The sequence below is a fragment of the Nocardioides sp. Root682 genome (assembly GCF_001427795.1).
Classification (GTDB): domain Bacteria; phylum Actinomycetota; class Actinomycetes; order Propionibacteriales; family Nocardioidaceae; genus Nocardioides.
This window is the reverse complement of sequence record NZ_LMHJ01000005.1, coordinates 139,934-160,033: the sequence shown is the minus strand read 5'-3', so window position 1 is coordinate 160,033 and position 20,100 is coordinate 139,934. Positions and strand designations below refer to the sequence as shown.

24 protein-coding genes are annotated in these 20,100 nt (G+C 69.2%); 8 read left to right on the top strand and 16 right to left on the bottom strand.

Annotated elements, in window-relative coordinates:
* Window positions 1-23: 23 nt before the first annotated feature.
* Genes ASD84_RS23510 through ASD84_RS26135 form a run of 10 tightly spaced genes read right to left on the bottom strand, consistent with a single transcriptional unit; the run spans window position 24 to window position 7,348 of the window.
* The gene (locus ASD84_RS23510; RefSeq protein WP_056716571.1) at window positions 24-761 is read right to left on the bottom strand and encodes a MerR family transcriptional regulator; all 738 of its coding nucleotides are present in this window, start codon (window positions 759-761) and stop codon (window positions 24-26) included.
* A 2-nt stretch (window positions 762-763) separates the two neighbouring features.
* Window positions 764-1,285: an FHA domain-containing protein gene (locus ASD84_RS23505; protein WP_056716570.1), complete on the bottom strand. Its 522-nt coding sequence runs from the start codon at window positions 1,283-1,285 to the stop codon at window positions 764-766.
* A gap of 50 nt (window positions 1,286-1,335) precedes the next feature.
* The gene (gene gcvH / locus ASD84_RS23500) at window positions 1,336-1,725 is read right to left on the bottom strand and encodes a glycine cleavage system protein GcvH (RefSeq protein ID WP_056716567.1); all 390 of its coding nucleotides are present in this window, start codon (window positions 1,723-1,725) and stop codon (window positions 1,336-1,338) included.
* Between the two features lie 10 nt (window positions 1,726-1,735).
* Window positions 1,736-2,476: a DUF881 domain-containing protein gene (locus ASD84_RS23495; RefSeq protein ID WP_056716565.1), complete on the bottom strand. Its 741-nt coding sequence runs from the start codon at window positions 2,474-2,476 to the stop codon at window positions 1,736-1,738.
* Window positions 2,469-2,801 carry a small basic family protein gene (locus tag ASD84_RS23490; RefSeq protein WP_056716562.1) on the bottom strand — a complete coding sequence of 111 codons (333 nt, stop codon included), beginning with the start codon at window positions 2,799-2,801 and terminating at the stop codon, window positions 2,469-2,471. The genes ASD84_RS23495 and ASD84_RS23490 overlap by 8 nt, the downstream gene beginning before the upstream one ends.
* Entirely contained in the window at window positions 2,798-3,643 is an 846-nt protein-coding gene (locus tag ASD84_RS23485; protein WP_056716559.1) for a DUF881 domain-containing protein, read from the bottom strand. Before ASD84_RS23485 ends, ASD84_RS23490 begins: the two co-directional genes overlap by 4 nt.
* Window positions 3,636-4,259: a CDP-alcohol phosphatidyltransferase family protein gene (locus tag ASD84_RS23480; RefSeq protein ID WP_056716897.1), complete on the bottom strand. Its 624-nt coding sequence runs from the start codon at window positions 4,257-4,259 to the stop codon at window positions 3,636-3,638. The genes ASD84_RS23485 and ASD84_RS23480 overlap by 8 nt, the downstream gene beginning before the upstream one ends.
* Window positions 4,260-4,269: 10 nt before the next feature.
* The gene (locus tag ASD84_RS23475; protein WP_056716557.1) at window positions 4,270-5,337 is read right to left on the bottom strand and encodes a hemolysin family protein; all 1,068 of its coding nucleotides are present in this window, start codon (window positions 5,335-5,337) and stop codon (window positions 4,270-4,272) included.
* The gene (locus tag ASD84_RS23470; RefSeq protein ID WP_056716554.1) at window positions 5,330-6,670 is read right to left on the bottom strand and encodes a hemolysin family protein; all 1,341 of its coding nucleotides are present in this window, start codon (window positions 6,668-6,670) and stop codon (window positions 5,330-5,332) included. Before ASD84_RS23470 ends, ASD84_RS23475 begins: the two co-directional genes overlap by 8 nt.
* A gap of 9 nt (window positions 6,671-6,679) precedes the next feature.
* A complete protein-coding gene (locus tag ASD84_RS26135) occupies window positions 6,680-7,348 on the bottom strand; it encodes an acyltransferase (RefSeq protein WP_056716551.1) in 669 nt (222 codons plus the stop codon).
* Window positions 7,349-7,428: 80 nt separating this feature from the next.
* On the opposite strand from ASD84_RS26135, the gene ASD84_RS23460 reads away from it, so the two are divergent.
* From ASD84_RS23460 to ASD84_RS23450, 3 genes are all read left to right on the top strand, one after another.
* Window positions 7,429-8,559: a CDP-glycerol glycerophosphotransferase family protein gene (locus ASD84_RS23460; RefSeq protein ID WP_056716547.1), complete on the top strand. Its 1,131-nt coding sequence runs from the start codon at window positions 7,429-7,431 to the stop codon at window positions 8,557-8,559.
* Window positions 8,560-8,571: 12 nt separating this feature from the next.
* A complete protein-coding gene (locus ASD84_RS23455) occupies window positions 8,572-9,906 on the top strand; it encodes a TIGR04338 family metallohydrolase (RefSeq protein ID WP_056716543.1) in 1,335 nt (444 codons plus the stop codon).
* 78 nt (window positions 9,907-9,984) lie between these two features.
* On the top strand, window positions 9,985-11,904 hold the full coding sequence (locus tag ASD84_RS23450) for a DUF3106 domain-containing protein (protein ID WP_056716540.1): 1,920 nt from the start codon (window positions 9,985-9,987) through the stop codon (window positions 11,902-11,904).
* A gap of 17 nt (window positions 11,905-11,921) precedes the next feature.
* Here the strand turns inward: ASD84_RS23450 and ASD84_RS23445 are convergent, their stop codons facing one another.
* From ASD84_RS23445 to ASD84_RS23430, 4 genes are all read right to left on the bottom strand, one after another.
* Window positions 11,922-12,827 carry a hypothetical protein gene (locus ASD84_RS23445; RefSeq protein ID WP_056716537.1) on the bottom strand — a complete coding sequence of 302 codons (906 nt, stop codon included), beginning with the start codon at window positions 12,825-12,827 and terminating at the stop codon, window positions 11,922-11,924.
* An 86-nt stretch (window positions 12,828-12,913) separates the two neighbouring features.
* Window positions 12,914-13,846: an LLM class flavin-dependent oxidoreductase gene (locus ASD84_RS23440; protein ID WP_200954706.1), complete on the bottom strand. Its 933-nt coding sequence runs from the start codon at window positions 13,844-13,846 to the stop codon at window positions 12,914-12,916.
* Window positions 13,843-14,571 carry an SDR family NAD(P)-dependent oxidoreductase gene (locus ASD84_RS23435; RefSeq protein WP_162251590.1) on the bottom strand — a complete coding sequence of 243 codons (729 nt, stop codon included), beginning with the start codon at window positions 14,569-14,571 and terminating at the stop codon, window positions 13,843-13,845. The genes ASD84_RS23440 and ASD84_RS23435 overlap by 4 nt, the downstream gene beginning before the upstream one ends.
* Window positions 14,572-14,637: 66 nt before the next feature.
* Entirely contained in the window at window positions 14,638-15,309 is a 672-nt protein-coding gene (locus tag ASD84_RS23430) for an HAD family hydrolase (protein WP_056716892.1), read from the bottom strand.
* 76 nt (window positions 15,310-15,385) lie between these two features.
* Here ASD84_RS23430 and ASD84_RS26065 point away from each other — a divergent pair, with 76 nt between their 5' ends.
* Window positions 15,386-15,520 carry a hypothetical protein gene (locus ASD84_RS26065; protein ID WP_268788489.1) on the top strand — a complete coding sequence of 45 codons (135 nt, stop codon included), beginning with the start codon at window positions 15,386-15,388 and terminating at the stop codon, window positions 15,518-15,520.
* Here ASD84_RS26065 and ASD84_RS23425 read toward each other — a convergent pair.
* Complete coding sequence (locus ASD84_RS23425) at window positions 15,512-15,823, bottom strand: hypothetical protein (protein ID WP_056716531.1); 312 nt, start codon at window positions 15,821-15,823, stop codon at window positions 15,512-15,514. The genes ASD84_RS26065 and ASD84_RS23425 overlap by 9 nt on opposite strands.
* Window positions 15,824-16,197: 374 nt before the next feature.
* Between ASD84_RS23425 and ASD84_RS23420 the strand changes: the two genes are divergently transcribed.
* Entirely contained in the window at window positions 16,198-16,893 is a 696-nt protein-coding gene (locus tag ASD84_RS23420; protein ID WP_056716528.1) for a sigma-70 family RNA polymerase sigma factor, read from the top strand.
* A gap of 528 nt (window positions 16,894-17,421) precedes the next feature.
* Window positions 17,422-17,865, top strand: a complete 444-nt coding sequence (locus ASD84_RS23410) for a DUF5709 domain-containing protein (RefSeq protein WP_056716521.1) — start codon at window positions 17,422-17,424, stop codon at window positions 17,863-17,865.
* A gap of 235 nt (window positions 17,866-18,100) precedes the next feature.
* Here ASD84_RS23410 and ASD84_RS23400 read toward each other — a convergent pair whose 3' ends face one another.
* Window positions 18,101-18,427 carry a hypothetical protein gene (locus ASD84_RS23400; protein WP_056716513.1) on the bottom strand — a complete coding sequence of 109 codons (327 nt, stop codon included), beginning with the start codon at window positions 18,425-18,427 and terminating at the stop codon, window positions 18,101-18,103.
* 81 nt (window positions 18,428-18,508) lie between these two features.
* Here ASD84_RS23400 and ASD84_RS23395 point away from each other — a divergent pair, with 81 nt between their 5' ends.
* Together ASD84_RS23395 and ASD84_RS23390 are read left to right on the top strand one after the other, a co-directional pair.
* A complete protein-coding gene (locus ASD84_RS23395) occupies window positions 18,509-19,006 on the top strand; it encodes a DUF6328 family protein (protein WP_056716510.1) in 498 nt (165 codons plus the stop codon).
* 311 nt (window positions 19,007-19,317) lie between these two features.
* Window positions 19,318-19,992: a GAF and ANTAR domain-containing protein gene (locus tag ASD84_RS23390; RefSeq protein ID WP_056716506.1), complete on the top strand. Its 675-nt coding sequence runs from the start codon at window positions 19,318-19,320 to the stop codon at window positions 19,990-19,992.
* Window positions 19,993-20,100 lie beyond the last annotated feature (108 nt).

Genomic DNA, 20,100 nt, shown 5'->3' with positions numbered 1-20,100 from the left:
GCAGCGCAGCGCGCGAGCCCGGATCAGATGCGGCGCAGCCCGGCCTTGACGAGGGTCGCGTGCAGCCGCACCGAAAGAGCGGCGAGCTCGCTGATCGCTTCCTCGGCCCGGGCGTTGGCTCCTGCGTCGCGACCGCCGCGCACCGGCGCGACGACCTGCTGGATGAGCCCGACCTCACGGTCGGCAGCGGTCCGGAAAGCACGCAGGTGGCGCGGCTCGATGCCGAAGTCGGCGAGCTCGCGGGCCGTCTGTGCGATGACCAGGGCGTCGGTGTCGTAGTGCCCGGTGGCCGAGGGGGTGATCAGCGCGAAGTCCTCGAGCTGTCCGAGCAGCTGCTCGTCGATCTCTGCCACCTTGATGAGCTCCTTGCGCGAGAGTCGCAACTTGTCGGTACGACGAAACGACTCGGGCGCGGGCAGACCGTCGACTCCGATGGCCACCTTGGGCACCGTGGGCACGACGGGGTCGGGCGCCGGCGGCTCGAGGCCCCGGTCCATCGCGTCGAGGTGCTCGCGGATCACCCGGCGCGGCAGGTAGTGATCACGCTGCATCCGCAGGATGTAGCGCAACCGCTCGACATCGGCCGTGGAGAACTTGCGGTAGCCGGCCGCCGTGCGGTCCGGCTTGATCAACCCGTCGTCCTCGAGGCCACGCAGCTTGGAGATGCTGATCAGGCCGCCGAAGTCGGGCTCCAGCATTTCCAGGACCTGCCCGATGTTGAGCAGGGGGTCCCGCTCACCGCGGGCAAGGGCCACGGCCATGCTCAGAGGCTCTCGTGACCGGAGAAGAAGACCAGGCGGTACTTCCCGACCTGGACCTCGTCGCTGTCCGTGAGCTGCGTCTTCTCGATCCGGTCGCGGTTGACGTAGGTGCCGTTGAGGCTGCCCGCGTCCTCGACGGTGAAGGTCGCTCCATCACGACGGAAGACGGCGTGACGGCGGGAGACGGTGACGTCGTCGAGGAAGATGCCACTCTCGGGGTGACGTCCGGCGCTCACCTCGTCGGCGTCCAGCAGGAACCGGCTCCCCGAGCCGGGACCCTTCTGGACGACCAGCAGCGCGTGCCCGCTGGGCAGCGCGTCGACCGCAGCCGCGTCCACAGCGCTGAGCGCGCGGTCAGAGGTCTCCACGCGATCGGCGGCAGCGCCGGCTCCGAACTGGATGGTGGCGGTCGCGTCGCTGACGACGGGTGCCGCCGCGTCCTGCTCGACCAGGCGGGTTCCGCACTGGGAACAGAACCGCGCATCGTCGGGGTTCTGCCGACCACAGGCGGTGCAGAACGGCATCAGGGGGGCTCCTTGAAGGGTCCGGATTGGTCGATGACGAACGTACCCGATCAGGTGTCGAGCTGTGCCTCATATGCGGACGCGTCGAGCAATCCGTCGAGCTCGCTGCGATCCGCGGGGATGACTTCGAAGAGCCAGCCAGCGCCGTAGGCATCGTTGTTGACCAGCTCGGGGGTCGCGTCGAGCGCCTCGTTCACCGCAACGATCTCGCCGGTGACCGGTGCGTAGACGTCGCTGACCGACTTGGTCGACTCGAGCTCTCCGCAAGGGGTGCCGGCGCTCACCGCAGCACCGATCTCGGGAAGGGAGACGTAGACGATGTCTCCGAGGGCCTCCTGGGCGAAGTCGGTGATGCCGACCCGGACGGACCCGGCGACCTCTCCGGGCTCACGCAGCCACTCGTGCTCGACGGTGTACTTCAGCTCGGCGGGGTTCGTCATGTCCAGAAGATTACTGCCCCTGATCAGGCGCGGCGTATCGAGGCCGGTCGCGTCGCGCGACAGCTTCGATGTCGATCGCCTTCAGCTCCCGCGCTTCGATCCGCGCGCCGTCCTCCTCGATCTGCTTCTTGGGTCCCAGCGCGAAGGTGAGCGCCCCCCTGAGCACGCCGGGCTCGCCGATCACATCGATGACGTACGGCGCCTCGACCTGCTCCCCGTCGACAGCGAATCCACCCTCGGTCTCGGCGAAGGACGTCTGCGCCACGACCCGTACGGTGCCGTTGATGGACATCGCCTCGGCGCCGACGGTGCGCAGCTCCTGGATCGTGTCGAGCAGCGAAGCCAGGCTCAGCCGGCCGTCGACCTCGGTGATCGTGACCCGGATGCCGGGGCCGGTGACGGGCACGAGACCGGCCAGGATGTTGAGGTTGTCGACCGATTTCTGAGCCTGGTCGAGCGCCGTCTGCCGCTTCGTGGAGTCGTCGCGCAGGTCGGTAGCGACGTCCTCCAGCCGGTCGACCTCGGCCTCGGCGCGCTGGCGGGTGCCCGCCAGTCCGTCGAGCAGGTCGATCAGGTCCTGTTGCCGCAGGCCGGCGTACGTCTCGTCGGTCCCGGTGACTCGTACCTGCGTGACGGCGGCAAAGCCCAGCATCGCCAGCAGCAGCCCAGCAACGATCTGCTTGCGTGACGGCCGGAGGAGCGCCTGCCGGAGGCGCTCGGAAGCAGTGCTGGCAGGGCTCTCCTCAGGCATGGAACAGATGCCTCCGGATGGCGGCGGCGTTGGTGAAGATCCGGATGCCGAGGACGACGATGACGCCGGTCGAGAGCTGACCGCCGACGCCGAGGCGGTCGCCGAGGTACACGATCCCGGCCGCGATCACGACGTTGCTGAGGAACGAGACGACGAAGACCTTGTCGTCGAAGATGCCGTCGAGGTAGGCGCGCAGCGCGCCGAAGACGGCGTCGAGTGCGGCGACCACGGCGATGGGGAGGTAGAACTCCAGTGACTGCGGGACGTCGGGCGACAGCACGAAGCCGAGGGTCACCCCGACCAACAGACCGAGAACGGCGATCACGGCGCGTCACCTCCTTCGATCTTGGGATTGGTCAGCACCGTCGCCGACCGTAGCCCCCGCAGGGATGCGGGTGCCGCCGGAAGGTGCAGGTCGTCCTCGTTGTCCATGCCGTACGGAAAGCCGTACTGGTCCTTCAGCGCGAGGAACGCCAGGCCGCTGGACGTGTCGACGAAGTTGGCCGCAAGGGTGCGCTGGTTGCCGATGACCAGGATCGTGTACGGCGGCGCGATCCCGACTCCGTTGACCTCGACCGGTTCGCCGGAGTTGCGGATACCGGTCACCGGAGAGAGCCGCTGGCCGTTGATGGAGATCGCCTCGGCGCCCGCCGCCCAGAACGCGTTGGCCAGCAGCGCGAGGTCCGCATCGCGCACGACCTCGTCGTCCTCGCCGGCGTCGGGCGGGTCGTCCAGGATGGCGCGGACGCCGTCACCGGTGACCGGCTCGAAACCCGTGAGGGCACCCGCCGCGGTCGCGTCCGCCCGGGTGTCGCCATAGCGAGAGCCCAGGGACCGCAGCGTCGCCTCAGCAGCGGTGTTCGCGGAGCGCTGGTCAGCGATGTCGGCCTGCAGGTCACCCACGACCGCACGGCGTGACTCGATCCGCGAGATCAGGCTGGCCCGGCTGGCGTCGTCGACATCGGCGTTCTGCGAGGTCTGGACCGCGGCGACCGTGACCAGCATCGCGAAGGCCGCCACCACGAGGACGACGGCAACCCGCGAGCCGGGACCCTCGCGGGTGTCGGGACCGCGCCTCGACGCAGCCGCCTGGTAGTCGCGGTCGAGCGCCTCCAGGGTGATCAGGGTCAGCAGCGGGGTCCGTGTCCGGTCGATGGTGTCAGCCACGCGAGCCCGCCCCACGTGGGCGCCGCTCGGTGGTGGCCAGCAGCTTGCGGACCTGCCACGCGTACAGGACGCCGGCCCACCAGTACAGGCCGATCCCCCACAGCGCGAGGGACCAGCCGAAGATCTGCGCGAGCGTGGCGACCGTGCCCTCGCCGTCACCCAGGAACAGCAACGGGAAGGCGTAGAGCAGGTTGAAGGTCGCGGCCTTGCCCAGGAAGTGCACCGGCAGGGCGCTGTAGCCACGGGTCCGCAGCAGCGGCACCAGGCCCCACAGCAGCAGGTCGCGCAACGGCAGGGATGCCGCGACCCACCACGGGATCACGTCACGCAGGGCGAGACCGATCACCACGGCCAGGATGTAGAACCGGTCAGCGACCGGGTCCAGCAGGCGGCCCAGCTCGGACTGCTGGTTCAGCTTGCGGGCGAGCCAGCCGTCGAGGAAGTCCGTGCCGCCAGCGACCATGAGGACGACCAGCGCCCACACATCGGCCTCGGGACCGAGCACCAACCAGAGGAACAGCGGGACGCCGAGCAGCCGTGAGGCACTGATCACGTTGGGAACGGTCAGCACCTGACGGCCCGCGGCAGCCTCGTCGCGCGTCTCGGGTGCACCCACGATCGCCACCCTAGTTGGCCGCCTGCTCGTCGGAGTGCGCCGCATCGCGGATGACGCCGACGAGTTCCTCGATCACGTCCTCGAGCGCCGCGACGCCGAGCGTCGTACCGTCGGCGTCGACGACTCGGGCCATGTGGGATCCACGGCGCTGGAGGACCTCCAGCGCGTCGTGCAGTGGCGTGTCCGGCGTGACGGTCGCGAACGGACGGATCCAGCGGTCGCCCACCGGCCGCATGCGGCGCTCCTCGTCGGGCTCCAGGACGTCCTTGATGTGCAGGTACCCGATCAGCTCGCCGGGCCCTTCGGCGTCGTCGGACACCACCGGGAAGCGGCTGAAGCCCGTCGCCGCACAGATGGCCTCCACATCGGCGCCGGTGGAGCCGCGCACGACGGTGGCCAGGGAGTCCTGACTCATGGCCACCTCGGCGATCGTCTTCTCCGTGAAGCCGAGCGCGCCGGCCAGGCGGCCGTACTCGTCCTCGGCGAGCAGACCCTCACCGTGCGACTCCTCGACCAGCGCGGCCACCTCCTCGCGGGTGTAGGTGCTGCCGATCTCGTCCTTGGGCTCGATGTGGAGCAGCCGCAGGATGCCGTTCGCGAAGGCGTTGATGACCACGATGACCGGACGCAGCACCAGCACGATGCCGTACATCGGCGGGCCCAGGATCAGGGCCGCACGATCGGGGCCGGCGATGGCGAGGTTCTTGGGCACCATCTCGCCGAGGACGACGTGCAGGAACACCACGATGGTCATCGCGAGCACGAAGGCGACCGGGTGCAACCATCCATCGGGCACGTGGAGCTCGTGGAACACGGGCTCGATCAGGTGAGCCAGGGCCGGCTCCCCCACGGCGCCGAGGCCCAGTGAGCAGATCGTGATGCCGAGCTGCGCGCCCGCCATCATCTGCGAGACCCGCTCCATCGCGGCCAGCGTGATCTTCGCCATCCGGGAACCGGCCTGGGCCCGGGGCTCGATCTGGCTGCGACGTGCAGAGATCAGGGCGAACTCGGCACCGACGAAGAACGCGTTGGCGGCCAGCAGGAAGACGGCGAGCAGGATGGCAGCGGCGTCACTCATCGATGGCCTCCACGCGCAGCGAGATCCGGTCGATGCGCAGCCCGTCCATGTGGTCGACGGTCAGCACCGCCCGTCGAGCCGGCTCGTCGTCGTCCTCACCCTCGGGTGCCAGGGGTACGACGGCCCGGTCGCCCGATTCCGGGATCCGGCCGAGCACCTGCAGGACCAGGCCAGCGACCGTGTCGTAGTCCTCGCCCTCCGGCAGCTCGACACCGGTGAGGTCCTCGACCTCGTCGGGGCGCAGCAGGCCGGACAGCGACCAGGTGCCGTCGCGTCGCAGGCGTCCGCGACTGCCCAGCCGGTCGTGCTCGTCGGCGATGTCACCGACGATCTCCTCGATCACGTCCTCGAGCGTCACGATGCCGGCATGGTCGCCGTACTCGTCCAGGACGATGGCCATCTGGAACCCGTCGGCGCGCAGCAGGGCCATCAGCGGATCCAGTCGCAGGGAATCGGGGACCACGATGGGCCGGGCCATCAGGTGCTTGACCTTGGTGGTCGCGCGCTCGTGCAACGGCAGGGCGACGGCGTTCTTGACGTGCACGGTTCCGACGACCGTGTCGGACTCGTCGAGCACGGGAAACCGGGAGTTGCCGGACTCGCGGGCCAGGGCAATGACCGCGCTGGCGCGGTCGTTGGCCTCCAGCGACCGGGTCCGCACCCGAGGGGTCATGATCTCCCCCGCTGTGCGGGTGCCGAACTCGACGGATCTCTCCATCAGCTCGGCCGTGTCGGCGTCGAGCGTGCCTTCGTCGGCGGAGCGCTGGATCAGCGAGGCGAGCTCGGTCGAGCTGCGTGCGGAACGCAGCTCCTCCTGGGGCTCGACCCCGAGCCGTCGGACGATGGCGTTGGCGCTGCCGTTGAGGACCTTGATCGGGCCGGCGGCCAGAGCGGTGAAGGCACGCATCGGCCGCTGGGTGAGGCGAGCAGTGGTCATCGGGAGCGCGATCGCGACGTTCTTCGGGACCAGCTCGCCGACCAGCATCGTGAAGAACGTGCTCAGGACCAGGCCGGTGCCCACGGCGACCGGTGAGACGGCACCCTCGGAGACCCCTGCGCTGCGCAAGGGGTCGCGCAGCAGCTCGGCGATGGCTGGCTCAGCGAGGAAACCGATCGCGAGGTTGGTGATCGTGATGCCGACCTGCGCGCCGGACAGCTGGGTCGACAACGAGCGCAGCGCCTTCTGCACGCCGATCGCCGCATGATCACCCTGGTCGGCAGCGCGGTCGACCTGACCGCGGTCGACGGTCACGAACGCGAACTCGGCGGCGACGAAGAGGCCGCACGCCACGATCAGGAGGATGGCAAGTCCCAGCAACAGCCAGGCGGTCATCAGGGTCCTTCACGAAGCGGGGTGGGAGGCCTCCACCTTAGCGGTCGGCACGATCCAGCCGACGCCCGGTTCGAGCCGCCGGATGACACGGGCGGGAACGCCTCCCACGACGGTGTGGTCCGGCACCGTGCCTCGAACCACCGAACCTGCCGCCACCACGGCGTTGCGCCCGATGGTCGCGCCCGGAAGGATGATCGCCCCGTGCCCGATCCAGGATCCGGAGCCGATGCTGACCGGCTGGTGCGCTCCGAACTGCTGGCCCACCGGGACGTCGGGGTCCTGGTAGCCATGGCTGGCGTCCGAGATGAACACGTCCTGGCCGAACCACACGTCGTCCCCGATCGTGATCGACTCGTGCGCCGTGACACAGATCCGGGCGCCGAGGACGCACCGGTCGCCGATCACCAGCCCGCGCGTGGGCAGCACCGCCTGCGTCGGTCCGTAACCGACCGAGAGGGTGGCGAAACGCCCGATCAGGGTGTCCTCGCCGACGTGGATGGCGCTGGCGCCGTACACCGTGGCGATGGGGAAGCCGAGGCAGCTGCCCCGCCCGAATCGACCGAACCCGTCGGCCAGATCGGTGCCCGGAGCGACGTCGCCGACCTGCTCGACCCACCGCCAGACAGCATGGACGGAACGGTTCAGGAGACGGCGCACGGGCAGCCGGACAAGAGGCACCGGGCGAGGTTACCCAAACGCAACATTGGCAAGAGGTCGCCGGTTCGTTCCCGCACCGTTTCGGGCCGTAACATCGGCTGGTGCAGCAACCCCACGTCATCGCCTACTTCGCCGACGACCCGACCCGGGTCTACCAGCTCCTGCAGTGGATTCCGGTCCTGGAGCGGCTCGATGCGACCCATCCCGTCGGCATCCTGACGCGGAACGCGGAGACCCAGGCGATCGTGGAGGAGCGGACCTCGCTCCCGGTGTACTTCGCGCCGGGCTTTGCCGACCTCGCGCAGCTGTACGACGACCTGGACGCCAAGGTCGTCGTGTACTGCAACAACTCGATGTGGAACTTCAACTCGCTGCTCGACGGTCGGATGCTGCACGTGCACATCAACCACGGCGAGAGCGACAAGCACTCGATGGTCTCGAACAACGCGAAGGCCTACGACCGCGTCTTCGTCGCCGGCGAGGCCGCGGTGCAGCGCCACCGCGCCGCGCTGATGGAGCTCGACGAGTCGCGCCTGGTCCGGATCGGCCGCCCCCAGCTCGACCTGCGCCCCGCTCCCCTGCTCCCCCGCACCGAGCGGCGCACCGTGCTCTACGCGCCGACGTGGGAGGGCGACGCGGAGTACAACGACTACACGTCGGTCGACGTGTTCGGGGCCGAGATCGCCGCGTCGGTGCTGGCCGTCGACGGGGTGCGCCTCGTCTACAAGCCGCACCCCAAGATCACCTCGAGCCTCACCCCCGCGATCCGCGAGGGACACCAGGCCGTCCTCGACCTGATCGAGCGGGCCGCCGAGCGCGACCCGGAAGCCGGCCACGCCGCCATCTGGCAGGGCGACATCCTCGCCGTGTTCCCCGGGTGCGACGCGATGATCACCGATGTCTCGTCGGTCGGTCTCGACTGGCTCTACCTCCAGACCGACAAGCCGATCATGATCACCGACCGGCACCACGACGCCGAACGGTTGCGCCAGGAAGTACCGGTCAGCCGGTGCGCCGACGTCCTCGACGTGGACAACATGGCCGAGCTCACCGAGCTGCTCAGCGACCGGCTCGAGCACGACGAGCACCGGATCGCCCGGGCCGCGATGCGCCACCACTACTTCGACGACAACGGCGTCGGCGACAGCACGGTGCGCTTCGTCGAGGCGATCACCGAGCTCGTCGACCTGCGCGACAGCCACCAGGGATCGGCGGTTGTCGGCGCCGCCTGACAACCTTGTTCCATGCCTGAGACCCGGGACGTCTACGCCGCGGAGGACCTGTTCGCGAGCTGGCTCGACGAAGCCAGTCGCCGACCCGGCGAGCCCCTGCGGATCCAGGTGGGTGGCACGCAACAGGCCTTCGAGCCGGAGACCGAGCCCCGCTTCACCGACCCCGGGCACGTCCAGGAGTTCGTCGACCGGGTGCTCGCGCACCTTCTCGCCGCCGAGAGCCGCTATGACGACGGGGCTGGTCTCGATCTCGCCGGCGTTCCGGTCGCCGTGCGCGCCCGGCGCGGCCACCGGCAGGCCCACTACGAACGCGATGAGCTGCCGCTGCGGGGCGTCATGGCCATCCCGCCGCGCGAGGTCGGCGGCGCGTGGTCGTTGCGGGCGGCCGTCGTACTCCATGAGGTGGCGCACCACCTCAGTGGCGGTGCCGGCCACGACAAGACCTTCCGTACGACGTTCCTGCGGCTGCTCGAGGACATCGGCATGCCCGTGCTGGCGGACCTGCTGCACACCGCCTACCGGCTCAACGGGCTCGACACCGGGGTCGACGACGAGGACCGCACCCTGCTGCGGATCGGCCGACTGCTGCGCCAGGCCGAACGCACGTCCAACACCGCTGAACGCGACGCGTTCTTCAGCAAGGCGCAGGCCCTGGCCACACGCCACCAGATCGCTCTGGCCGTGGCGCGCGCCACCGCCAGTGTCGAGGAACGACGCGAGGACCCGTCCTGGGAGACGGTGCTCATCGGAGAGACCGGCAAGCGATCGCTCGCGCGCTACGTCCGACTGATGCTCGGGATCGCCCAGGCCAACGACCTGCGCGTGGCGATCTACACCAGCAACACCCGCGTCACGCTCTACGGCTTCCCCTCCGACATCTCGATCGTGAAGGCGCTCTACGCCTCCCTGGTCACGCAGATGGTCACCGACGGCGACACGCACCTGCGCTCAGGCGCCCACAAGTCCGACACCCGCGAGGTCTGGAACGCCCGCCGGCGACGTTGGGAGCTCCAGCCGGTGCACGGGTCGACCGCGCGGGCCGCCTTCTACGAAGCCTGGGCCGACCATGTCGGTGAGCGGTTGAAGACCGCACGCGAGCTCGCCCGGGCGGCAGCCATCAAGGCCGACGTCGACGCGCCCGCTGCCTCCACGTCAACCGAGCTCGCCCTGCGCGCCAAGGAGGTGGAGGTCGTCGACTACTTCAAGCTGATGCAGCGCGACCACGGCATCCGCGGAACCTGGAAGGGCACGGCTTCCGCTGTCCACGCTGCCCCGGGCTCGCGGGACGCCGGCATCAAGGCGGCTGCACGGGCCCGACTCGGCACCGAACGGGCGATCAGGAGCTGAGCCGCGACACCCCGGAATCTGGGGAGGTCTTTACTGAAAGCCCGGTGCCACACCGGCGAAGTCCCCTACGGTCACCCGGTGAGCCTTGCCGATGCCGTCCCCGTTCCCCCGCCCGCCGAGAAGAAGCCGCGCCGCCGGGCTGCTGCCGTCGCGGGCGTCGTCGGAGTCGGCGCCGTCGTCGGTGTCGGCGCATGGGCGGTCCAGGTCTGGGCTGCACAGGGACCTCAGCCCGCAGAGGCCCTCCCGGCCAGCACCCTCGCCTACATCGCGGTGGACCTCGATCCGCCCGGGGGCCAGAAGGTCGCGGCCTTCGACGCCTTGCGCAAGTTCCCGTCCCTGAAGAAGGAGCTCGACCTCGGCAGCCAGGACGACCTGCGCCGGTCGCTCGTGGACGAGGTCACCTCCGACAGCGGCTGCGACATCGACTTCGACGACCTCGAGTCGTGGGCGGGCAACCGGGCGGCGCTCGCCGTCGTACCCCTCAAGAAGCCGGAGGTCGTCGCCGTCGTGCAGATCGATGACCCGGAGAAGGCCGAGGCAGGCCTGAAGAAGATCGCCGGCAGCTGCGACGAGTTCGGGTTCGCGGTCTCCGACGGTTGGGCCGTGCTCGCTGAGACCGACAAGATCGCGGAAGCGGTCACGACCGCCGCCGGGCGCGCGACGCTGGCCGACGACGCCGACTACACCGAGCTCACCGGCGCGGCCGGCGATGCGGGTGTGGTCACGCTGTTCGCAGCCCCCGAGGCGGGACCGGCCCTGCTGGACGCCTCGGAGGAGAATCCCTTCGTCGCCTTCTACCTGGTGGCGTCTCCCCTGAGCTATGCCGATCCGGTCAGCGGCCTGATGACCTACGTGAGCGTCCTGAGGTTCGAGGACGATGCCTTCCTCTCGGGAGGCACCGGTGACGGTTCCGGCGACAACTTTCCGGAGCTGTCTGCAGAGGAGAAGGCGCTCATGGAGCGCATGGACAACTATGACGACCTCTCCCCCGACGAGCGGAAGAAGCTCGACGACGAGTTCGAAGCGCTCCTCGAGGAACAGGTCGCGGAGCGCTCCCCGGAGGAGAAGGCTCTCGACAAGCGCATGGAGAACTACGACAGCCTCACCCCGGACGAGCAGAAGAAGCTCGACGACGACATGGAGGCGTTCTACGAGCAGAAGTACGGGGACGACTTCGAGGACGAGTTCAACTTCGGCGGCCCCGAGCTGTCCGACGACCTCAGGAAGCAGCTCAGGGACTTCTCCGGACTGGGCGGCGTGCTGCGCTTCGACGACGGGTCACTCGAGCTGGAGGCTGTCGGCGACCCGCTGATCGCCGGCTTCGGCGGGCGGTACGACGGCGCCGATGCGCAGCGCATGATCACCGATCTCCCGGCCGACACGGCGGTCGCGTTCGGTGGTGGGTTCGCCGAAGGCTGGGGCGAGGAAGCCGTCTCGAGCTCGGGCAGCTTCTTCGGGATGGGCGACGAGGAAGCGGATCTGCTGGCCGAATTCGAGAAGGCCACCGGTCTGACGCCGAAGGACCTGGAGGCCCTCGGGGGCGAGGCAGTGGCCTTCGCAGGCAAGAACGGCTTCGGCAGTGCCGTCGAGTCCGGGAAGACGGAGACCTTGCCGATCGCGGCCCGCGTCACCGGCGACGCGGCAGCGATCGAAGGCGCGCTGGCCAAGCTTCGCGCGACGCTTGACCCCGAGACGGCGAAGTTCGTCGCATCCCGTCGCACCGACGACGGTGTCGTGATCGGACCCGACGCCGCGTACCTCGAGGAGCTGGTCGATCCGAAGGAGACGCTCGGCGACTCGGAACGCTTCCAGGACGTCGTGCCCGATCCCGACGAGGCCATCACCGTGACCTTCGCCGACTTCGACGCGGGTGACTGGCTCGAGGAGGTCGCCGGCTCGTCCGGGGGCACGGAGCTGAAGTCGCTCGACACGGCCGGTCTCACCGTCACCAAGGACGGTGACCAGCATCGGTTCCTGCTGCGGGTCACTCTCGACTGACTGGCTCCCGGGCCGACTCAGTCATCGATGTCGACCGTCGTGACGTCAAAGCCGTCCCAGTAGGTGGCGCGCGAGGCGTCGAGGATCAGCTCATCGGCGCCGACGCCGGCGTGGACGGTGCCCCGCAAGACGATGCCACGCTGCTCCGTGGGCCGGAGACGGACGGGCTCGTCGAAGGTGATGCAGGCCTGTGAGCCGTCGGCCACGGCCAGCGGCGTCAGCCCTCCCGGGATCCGGGCAACCGATCGGGTGGGGTCCCAGCGGACCGGGAACGCCACCGGTCCGTCGGCCGTCGCCAGCCCCAGGACCCCGGTGGGCAACCCGGCCAGCCCGGCAAGGTCGTCGGGGATCGCAGCAGCGATCCGCGGGGCGGCCGGCGCCGGGACTCCGTGTCGATCACCTGCGTCGCGCACGATGGTCGCGCTGGTGGGCTGGAGCCGGACGAGCACGAAGTCCTGGGGCATGCCTCGGGTCGGGTGCGCGATGGTGTCCCAGGCAAACCCTGCGACCTGGCGCGGGTTGCGACACGCCCACGACAGGACCGCCGGAGGTACGGCGGCCAGTCCCAGCGGTCGGGCCAGGATCGCCCGGGCGTCCTGCAGGGAGAACAGGGTCACGTCGCCGGCGAAGACGACCGCCGTGTCCCCACTCACGACAGTCCAGCCTGCGCGTGGCCGGCGACGCCACACCTTTGCCTTGAGCGCGTGCCGGTTGGTGAGGACCCAGAGGGCACCACTTGCGGCGCCGTACAGGACCGGCGTGACCAGCGGTCCGCGCGCCGTACCGATCGCGACGTACGCGAGCCTGCCGTCGCCGAGGATGCGGGCGACCTCGCGCGCATCGTCATCGGGCAGGGTCGAGTCAGCGCGCCCCACCGGCTCGTCGAGCAGGTCGGTGCCGGCGAAGTGCGGAGAGGTGGTCATCTCCCCGTTGTACAGCCGTCGAGGCCTGATCGGCCCTCGCTGTGACCGCTCCCACCCGTGACCTCGGTCTCTCGAGGGAAGGCGGCTCAGGACAGCAGGTCCGCGACGAGGTCGACCTGCCGCGGGTCCTCGCTGGTCGGGATCAGGTGCACCTCGTCAGCCCCGATCGCCGCGAAGCGTGCCAGCAGCCCGCGCAGCTCCGCCAGGTTGCCCGCGAACCCAGCGGTCGGGGCCAGCGCGTCGACGACCTGGGACGGGAGCCAGTTCATGTAGTGCCGCAGGTGTCGATGGACCTGGCCCCGCGGATCGTCCGACGTCTCCGTGAGCGCGAACCAGAAGGAGGTGGTCAAGCGCGGCGCCCACCGGCCAGCAGCGCTCCAGGCGTCCCGAGCGACGTCGAAGAGCAGCTCCGTGCCGGCGACATCGTTCGCGTCGAGCGCCATCCCGGCAAGGCCGTCGGCCCACTGTGCCGCGGAACGCAGGGTCCGCGGCCCATGGGTCCCGACGAGGAGCTCGGGTCCAGCGGGGCGGTGCGGCGGCGGACCGACTGCTCGGGTCGCACCCGTGAGGTTCTCGCCGCTCCAGACCCGACGCAACGTGTCCGCCCGTTCGGCCAGGTCGGCCATGGTGCGGTCTGCCATGTCCGCTCCGACGGCCGCGTAGTCCTCCTCCCGCCCGCCGACGCCGAGGCCGACGGTGAGCCTCCCGTGGGACAGGCGGTCTCCGGTCGCGAGTGCCTTGGCGAGCAGCACGGGGTCGTGCAGCTGCGGTACGACGACAGTGGTCGTGATCCGGACCCGACGGGTCCACGCCGCCACCGCTCCGATCAGCGTCAACGCGTCGGGATTGTCGAAGGCGATCCGCTCCCCGAAGCAGAGCGAGCTGAACGGACCTGCGTCGACCAGCTCGGACCATTCCTGCAGGCAGTCGGGTCCTATGTCGGGCTCCATCACAGGCAGGGTCATACCGACGCCCATGCCGTCGACCTGTCCGGCCGCCTGCGGGTCCTGCTGGGTCACCAGACGACACCGCGGTCGACGACGAGGTTGGCGCCGGTCACCGAACGAGCGACGTCGGAGGCGAGGTAGAGGAGCGCCTCCGCGACGTCCTCCGGCGGCATGAAGCCCGGGATGACCGACTGGCTCTTCGCGATCAGGTCCCAGTTCACCTCGGCAGGCAGCCCTGCGGCTGCGGCATCGATCATCGGGGTGGCGATCCCGCCCGGCGACACACAGTTGACGCGGACCCCGCGAGTGCCGAGCTCGACGGCGAGCGCCCGCATCCCCAGCAACAGGGCAGCCTTCGACGCGCAGTACTGGGCGTTGTAGGGCTGGCCCATCACGGCCGAGATCGAGGCCACGGAGACCACGTTGCCCGCACTCGCGACCAGTGCCTCAGCGAACGCCTGGGTCAGCATGAGCGGCGCCAGCGCGTTGACGTCGAAGTGCTTGCGCAGTCCGCCCGGCGTCAGCCTCCCGAGCTCCGCGAACTGCTGGATGCCCGCGACGTTGCACAGGACGTCGAGCCCACCGAGCTCCACCAGCACGCCGTCGACGAACGCGTCGCGCGCCGTGTCGTCGGCGAGGTCGCAGGCCACCACACCATCAGTCGCGACCACGTCGGTGGCCACCACGCGGGCGCCCTCGGTCCGGAACAGTTCGGCTACGACGCGACCGAGGCCGCCAGCAGCCCCTGTCACGACCACACGCCGGTCGGTGAAGCGCTGGGGTCGTGGAGTGGACAAGGGGTCCTCCTGGAGCAGTCCGGTGCGCGCCTGGTGCGGCACCCGAAGGACAGCCTAGAACGTGTTCTAGTTCTTGTCAGGCACCCCGTTCAGCACGACGTCGAGGTCCTCGACGAGATCCGGCAGGCCGGTGTAGACCTCGGCGGCCCCCGCACCCAGGAGCTCGTCGCGACTGAAGCCGCCGGTCAGCACACCCACCGCCCGAAGCCCGGCACGTCTGGCCGCCTCGGCGTCCCAGACCGTGTCGCCGATCACCACGGCCGAAGCGCCGGTGACGCTGTCGACGGCCACTGACAAGAGGTCGGGAGAAGGCTTCGTGGCCTTCACATCCTTGCTCGAGACCACGCCATCGATGCGTGGACGCGCGTCCACGACGTCCAGCGCGTGCTCGAGATGGTCGGGGTCACCCGACGACGCGAGAACGATCTTGAGACCGCGATGCCGCAGCTCGTCGAGGAGGTCGGTCGCACCCTCCAGGGCGGCGATCTCGTGGATGACGGCATCCAGCTCTCGCTTCCAGGTCGCGCGAAGGCGATCGCCGTGGGCGTGCTCGACCGACTCACCGGCAACTGCGCTGACCAAGCGGTCCCCACCCATGCCGATCGAGCGGTGGATTCGCCATGCCGGCACGGCGAGCCCGACCTCGCGGAAGGCACGCTGCCAGGCACGCGCGTGGTGGTAGTTCGAATCGACCAGAGTTCCGTCGACGTCGAGGACCGCAGTGTCGAAATCCGTCACGATGCAGCAGTACCCGGGCCGGGACACCCCATGCACCCGAGGCGTTTGCCCTGGATGTCGCCGGGTACCGGAGGCCATGAACACAACGGTCGTCGCCTTCATCGCCGTAGCCGCTGCTGTGCTCGTCGTCTTCCTGGCTGTCTGGCTGCTCGACGCACGCCGAGCGAAGCGGGTCGAGCACGACCCGGAACGTACCGAGCAGTCACCGTGACTGGAGGGACCGGCTGAGCTCGAGCTGGATCAGCGAGGTGGCGTAACGCTCGAAGTCGAGACGGATCGAGTGATCGTAGGTCCGCACGGCACGCAGGAGCGCAGCGAGCGCCAAGCGCGTCGCCCGCCCCTGCTCGACGCCGAGAGGCACGTAGCAGCGGGCGATGTCACGCGCCATCATCTTGTGGAGCCGGACCACCTGCCGTTCGAGCCGGACCCGATCCGGTCCCGGCGCCGTCTCGGCCAGGCAGAGCAACAGGTCAGCGTCGGGCTTCGCCCCTCGGGACGCGTCAACGGTGGACATCGACTCGTCCCCAAGAAGCCGCCCGTACTGACCGCACTCTGACCTCCTGATGCCGGACCTGAACAGAAGCGCAGGTACCCCAACGGGTCAGAACCATGCGGGTTCCGGTCCAGTACACGGGTCGCGCCTAGTCCGAATTGACCATCTCGGCCCTTGCCCTCGTGGGCCGTTCGAACTATGTTCGAGGGGAGGTCAGGCCGTACGGCGGTCGCTCGATCCGTTGACCCGCTTGAGCCAACAGGCGGGGCCGCGCAACCCACAGGGGGCGCGTGATGATCAGACAGTTTCCCACTTCTCGGCATCTTCTGCGGCGACGCACAGCCGCACTCCTCCGTTCAGCGCACGCGTCCGACGACCCGCGGGCACGACAGGAGATGCTCAACGAGGTCGTCGTACTGAACCTGGAGGTCGCACGTTCACTCGCAGCCCCCTATGCCGGGCGAGGCATACCGACTGAAGATCTTGAACAGGTCGCGTACGCCGCGCTCGTCAGGGCAGCGGCCGACTTCGACCCGTCGCGGTCGAGCGACTTCCTCGCCTATGTCGTACCGACCGTCCGCGGCGAGGTGAAGAAGTACTTCCGCGACCACGGGTGGACCGTCCGGCCGCCACGCCGTATCCAGGAGATGCAGGCATCGGTTGCCGTGGCCCGTGCCCAGCTGCAGCAACTGCAGGGCCGAGAGCCGACGCTCGAAGAGGTCGCAGTTGAGGTCGACGGCGACTTGGCGCTGGTGTCGGAGGCAGCATCGGCAGGGGGTTGTTTCACACCCACGTCGCTCGATCGGCCGCTGACCGACCAGTCGGGCTCGACGATCGGGGACCTCATCCCGGCAGATTCCACCGACTTCGACGCAGCCGAAGCACGGGTCATGTTGTGGCCCGTGATCCGGCGGCTGCCTCCGCGAGACCGCAAGATCCTGCGCCTGCGTTTCTTCGAAGGCCGGACGCAGCAGGAGATCGGCGACGAGCTGGGCGTGACCCAGATGCAGGTGTCCCGCCTACTGACCAGGATCCTGCGCGACCTGCGACGCGCCATCGACTCCGACCCGACTGATGCGCTCGGCGCCTGACACGGACCTGTCGTCGACACGATCCGGCCGCACCTCGCGGTGAGAGCTGGAGCTCCGTCGCTGGCCCTGCTTGCGCTTCACGACGTACGTCGCTGCGGCCACGACGCCCGCGGCGACGAGGGAGTTGCGAATCCAGTGACGTTGCGGCTTGGCGTGCGGAACAGCGAGCCTGTCGTGGACCTGCTCCGCCGCGTCCGCGGCTGCTTCACGCAGGCGCTCGCCGACGAGCGCGCCCACCTCCGCGGACCGGTGCGCGGCGTCGGTCGCAAGTTCTGCGGCTCTCGTCGTGGCGTGGCTGACTGTCTCGCTCCGCCAATCGGGGTCCGTGACCCGGTCTCTCACCCGGTCGGCCGCGTCCTGCACGAGCCCAACGTTCGTGTGAGGTAGCTGCATGGTGGTTTCCCTTCACCGTGAGACTGGATGGTCGATCGCACTGCGGGGTACCCAGCGACTGCCAGCCCATGCGTGTCGGCTGGGTTCCATCGGGCCTCCGTTTGCCCGATCGGCCGTTGGGTACTGCGCCGCGACATGACCCAGGCAGACGAAGGACGCGAACAGTACGGCGATCAGGCGGTCGATCCCGAGAACCAACTGCAACCCGAGGACACCCTCGAGGACCGCGGCGTCGCCGACGTCCTCGACGAGGGCTACTCGCCGCCGGATCGCGAACCCCACCACTTGCGGTCAGGCACGACGCTCGCCGAGCAACGCGAAGGAGCCTCGCTGGACGAGCGGCTCGCCGCGGAGGAGCCCGAGCCGGACCCGTACGAGCCCAGTGATCACGAGGTCGCCGATCCTCGGGCAGGGCGCCTGGTCGCTCCGGACGAAGGTCAGCAGATCGACGTCGAGAGCGACGCCATCGCCACGGACGTCGGCATCGATGGCGCGGGGGCGAGTGCCGAGGAGGCCGCCGTACACGTCATCGACGCGGAGGCCGATCCCGGTGCTGGCCCCGAGACCGAGCCCGAGTGAAAGGATCCTGCTGTCCCGCAGCACGCTCCTCGCGAGCGATCGACCGGAGGATGCGGACAGCGCTCGAGGCGACCCCCGTCAGGGCGGTCGCCTCGTCGTCACTGACAGCGCCGCCGACATCGGCCAGCGCCAGCTTCAGGTGGGCCAAGGCCAGCGATCGCTCGGCGTCGGCGGCGTTGAAGCGCGCCCCCGCTGCCCTCAACCGCTGTGACGTCACCTCGTCCACCATCACGGCTTACCGCCCGACGGCTCTGAGCAGCTCGGCCTTGCTCATCTTCGATCGGCCCTCGATGTTCTTGTGCCTGGCCTCTTCGTAGAGCTGGGCCTTGGTGCGACCACCAGCGCCCTTGTGGGAGCGCAACCCGCCGCGTCGGCCTGAGGAGATGTCATCGGTCGACGTCCGACTCGATTCCCTGGCCTCACCGTGCCGTGCCCGTTCCTTGTTCACGGTGCGCGCCGCAATCTCCTCGGCCTCGTCCTCTGGACGGCCGCGCTCCTCGAGACCGGACTTGATGTGGTCGTACTGACGTTCGCGCTTGTCGCTCCATTGGCCGCGTGGCATGAGGTCCTCCTGGTCGACGGTCGCCTTTGACGATTCGCCGTACCCGTGGATGGGATCGCCAAACGGTGGGTAACGGAGGGCATGAACGACCACGCACCTGTGCCGCCAGAACGGCTGACCCGCAACTGGGACGAACTTCTCCAGGAGATCAGGGTCGCCGAGACCGGGGTCCAGATCCTCACGGGCTTCCTGCTCACCGTGCCTTTCAGCCAGCGGTTCGAGCACCTGAGCGACTTCCAGCGCGACCTCTACCTCGTGGTGCTGGCCGGCTCGGTGGCGACCACCGCACTGATCGTCGCGCCGGTGGCGTTCCATCGCGCGCTGTTCCGCCACCGCGCCCGGCACTGGCTGGTCGAAGCGGCCAACCAGTGCGCCCGCGCTGGCCTGGTGATGATGTCGCTGACCATCTCGGGCGTGCTCTTCCTGGCCTTCGACATCGTGGCCGGGGACCCCGCAGGAGGCATTGCCTTCGGATGTTCCCTCGTGCTCTTCACGCTGTTGTGGGCAGGTCCGCCGCTGTTGTCCGGACGCCGGCACCACGGTCACGCCGGTTCGTCGGAGCCACCTACGCATCCGTGACGTCGTAGTCGTCGACCATCGCGGCCATTGCCCTTGGGAGGGCACGGTGCGTTGCTTCAGTCATCGCGCGATCCCCCTGCGATTGGAGGTCGGACGTCGCCTCATCGAGGTCGACCCCAACTCCGTGGACTCACCTCACCGGTCACTCCCCACCCGCTACTGGCACCGACGAACACGCCCAGCGGCCCGGATTTCGGACGGTTCAGGAGACACTTTTCGTTTTCGTTGCCGGGCGCCTCGGTGCGGTGGTATCACTTCCTCAGGGGGGCGCGAGGCCTCCCCATTCAGGGGTACGAAGGGGGGTTCGCACGATGACCAGTGATCCGAGCGAGTTCGCCGAAATTGCGCTCAGGCTGCACGAAGAAGGAAGCGTCGACGAGACCGCCGAGCGGGTTCTCGAATACGGCCTCAAGGCAGTGAATTGCGCCTATGCCGGCGTCATTTTCGTGCACGGCGGCAAGCGGGTGGAGACCGTGGTCGCCACCCATCCCATTGTCGAGGTGCTCGACCAGATCCAGCTCGAGCACGGGGAAGGCCCCGACATCGACGTGATCTCCGACGTCCCCAGCATCATCGTCCACGACACGACGACCGAGACCCGGTGGCCCGACTGGGGCAAACGGGTCGCCGACGCCGGCATCCGGAGCCTGCTGAGCGTGCGCCTCTACACCACCAACGACACCGTCGGGACGCTCAACCTGTACGACGTGCAGCCGCACCACTTCGATGCCGACGACCAGGCCGTCGCCCACATCCTGGCCCGGCACGCCGCGATTGCACTGGCCAACGCCCGCAACAACGAGCAGCTGCTGCAGGCGATCGATGCCCGCAAGCTGATCGGGCAGGCCCAGGGGATCCTGATGGAGCGCTACGACCTGAACGCGGACCAGGCGTTCGCCGTACTGCTGCGTTACTCGCAGGACTACAACGTGAAGCTGCGCCTCGTCGCGGAGCGCCTGGTCGCGACCCGGGTGCTGCCTTCCTGACGCCGGTCCCCGATCTTGGCGCGAGGGGCCGGGCTCAGTTGCAGGGAGCCCCTTCGCAGCAGGGGCGGATGTAGCCGCACCCGTCGCACCGTTCGTGCGAGGTCTCCC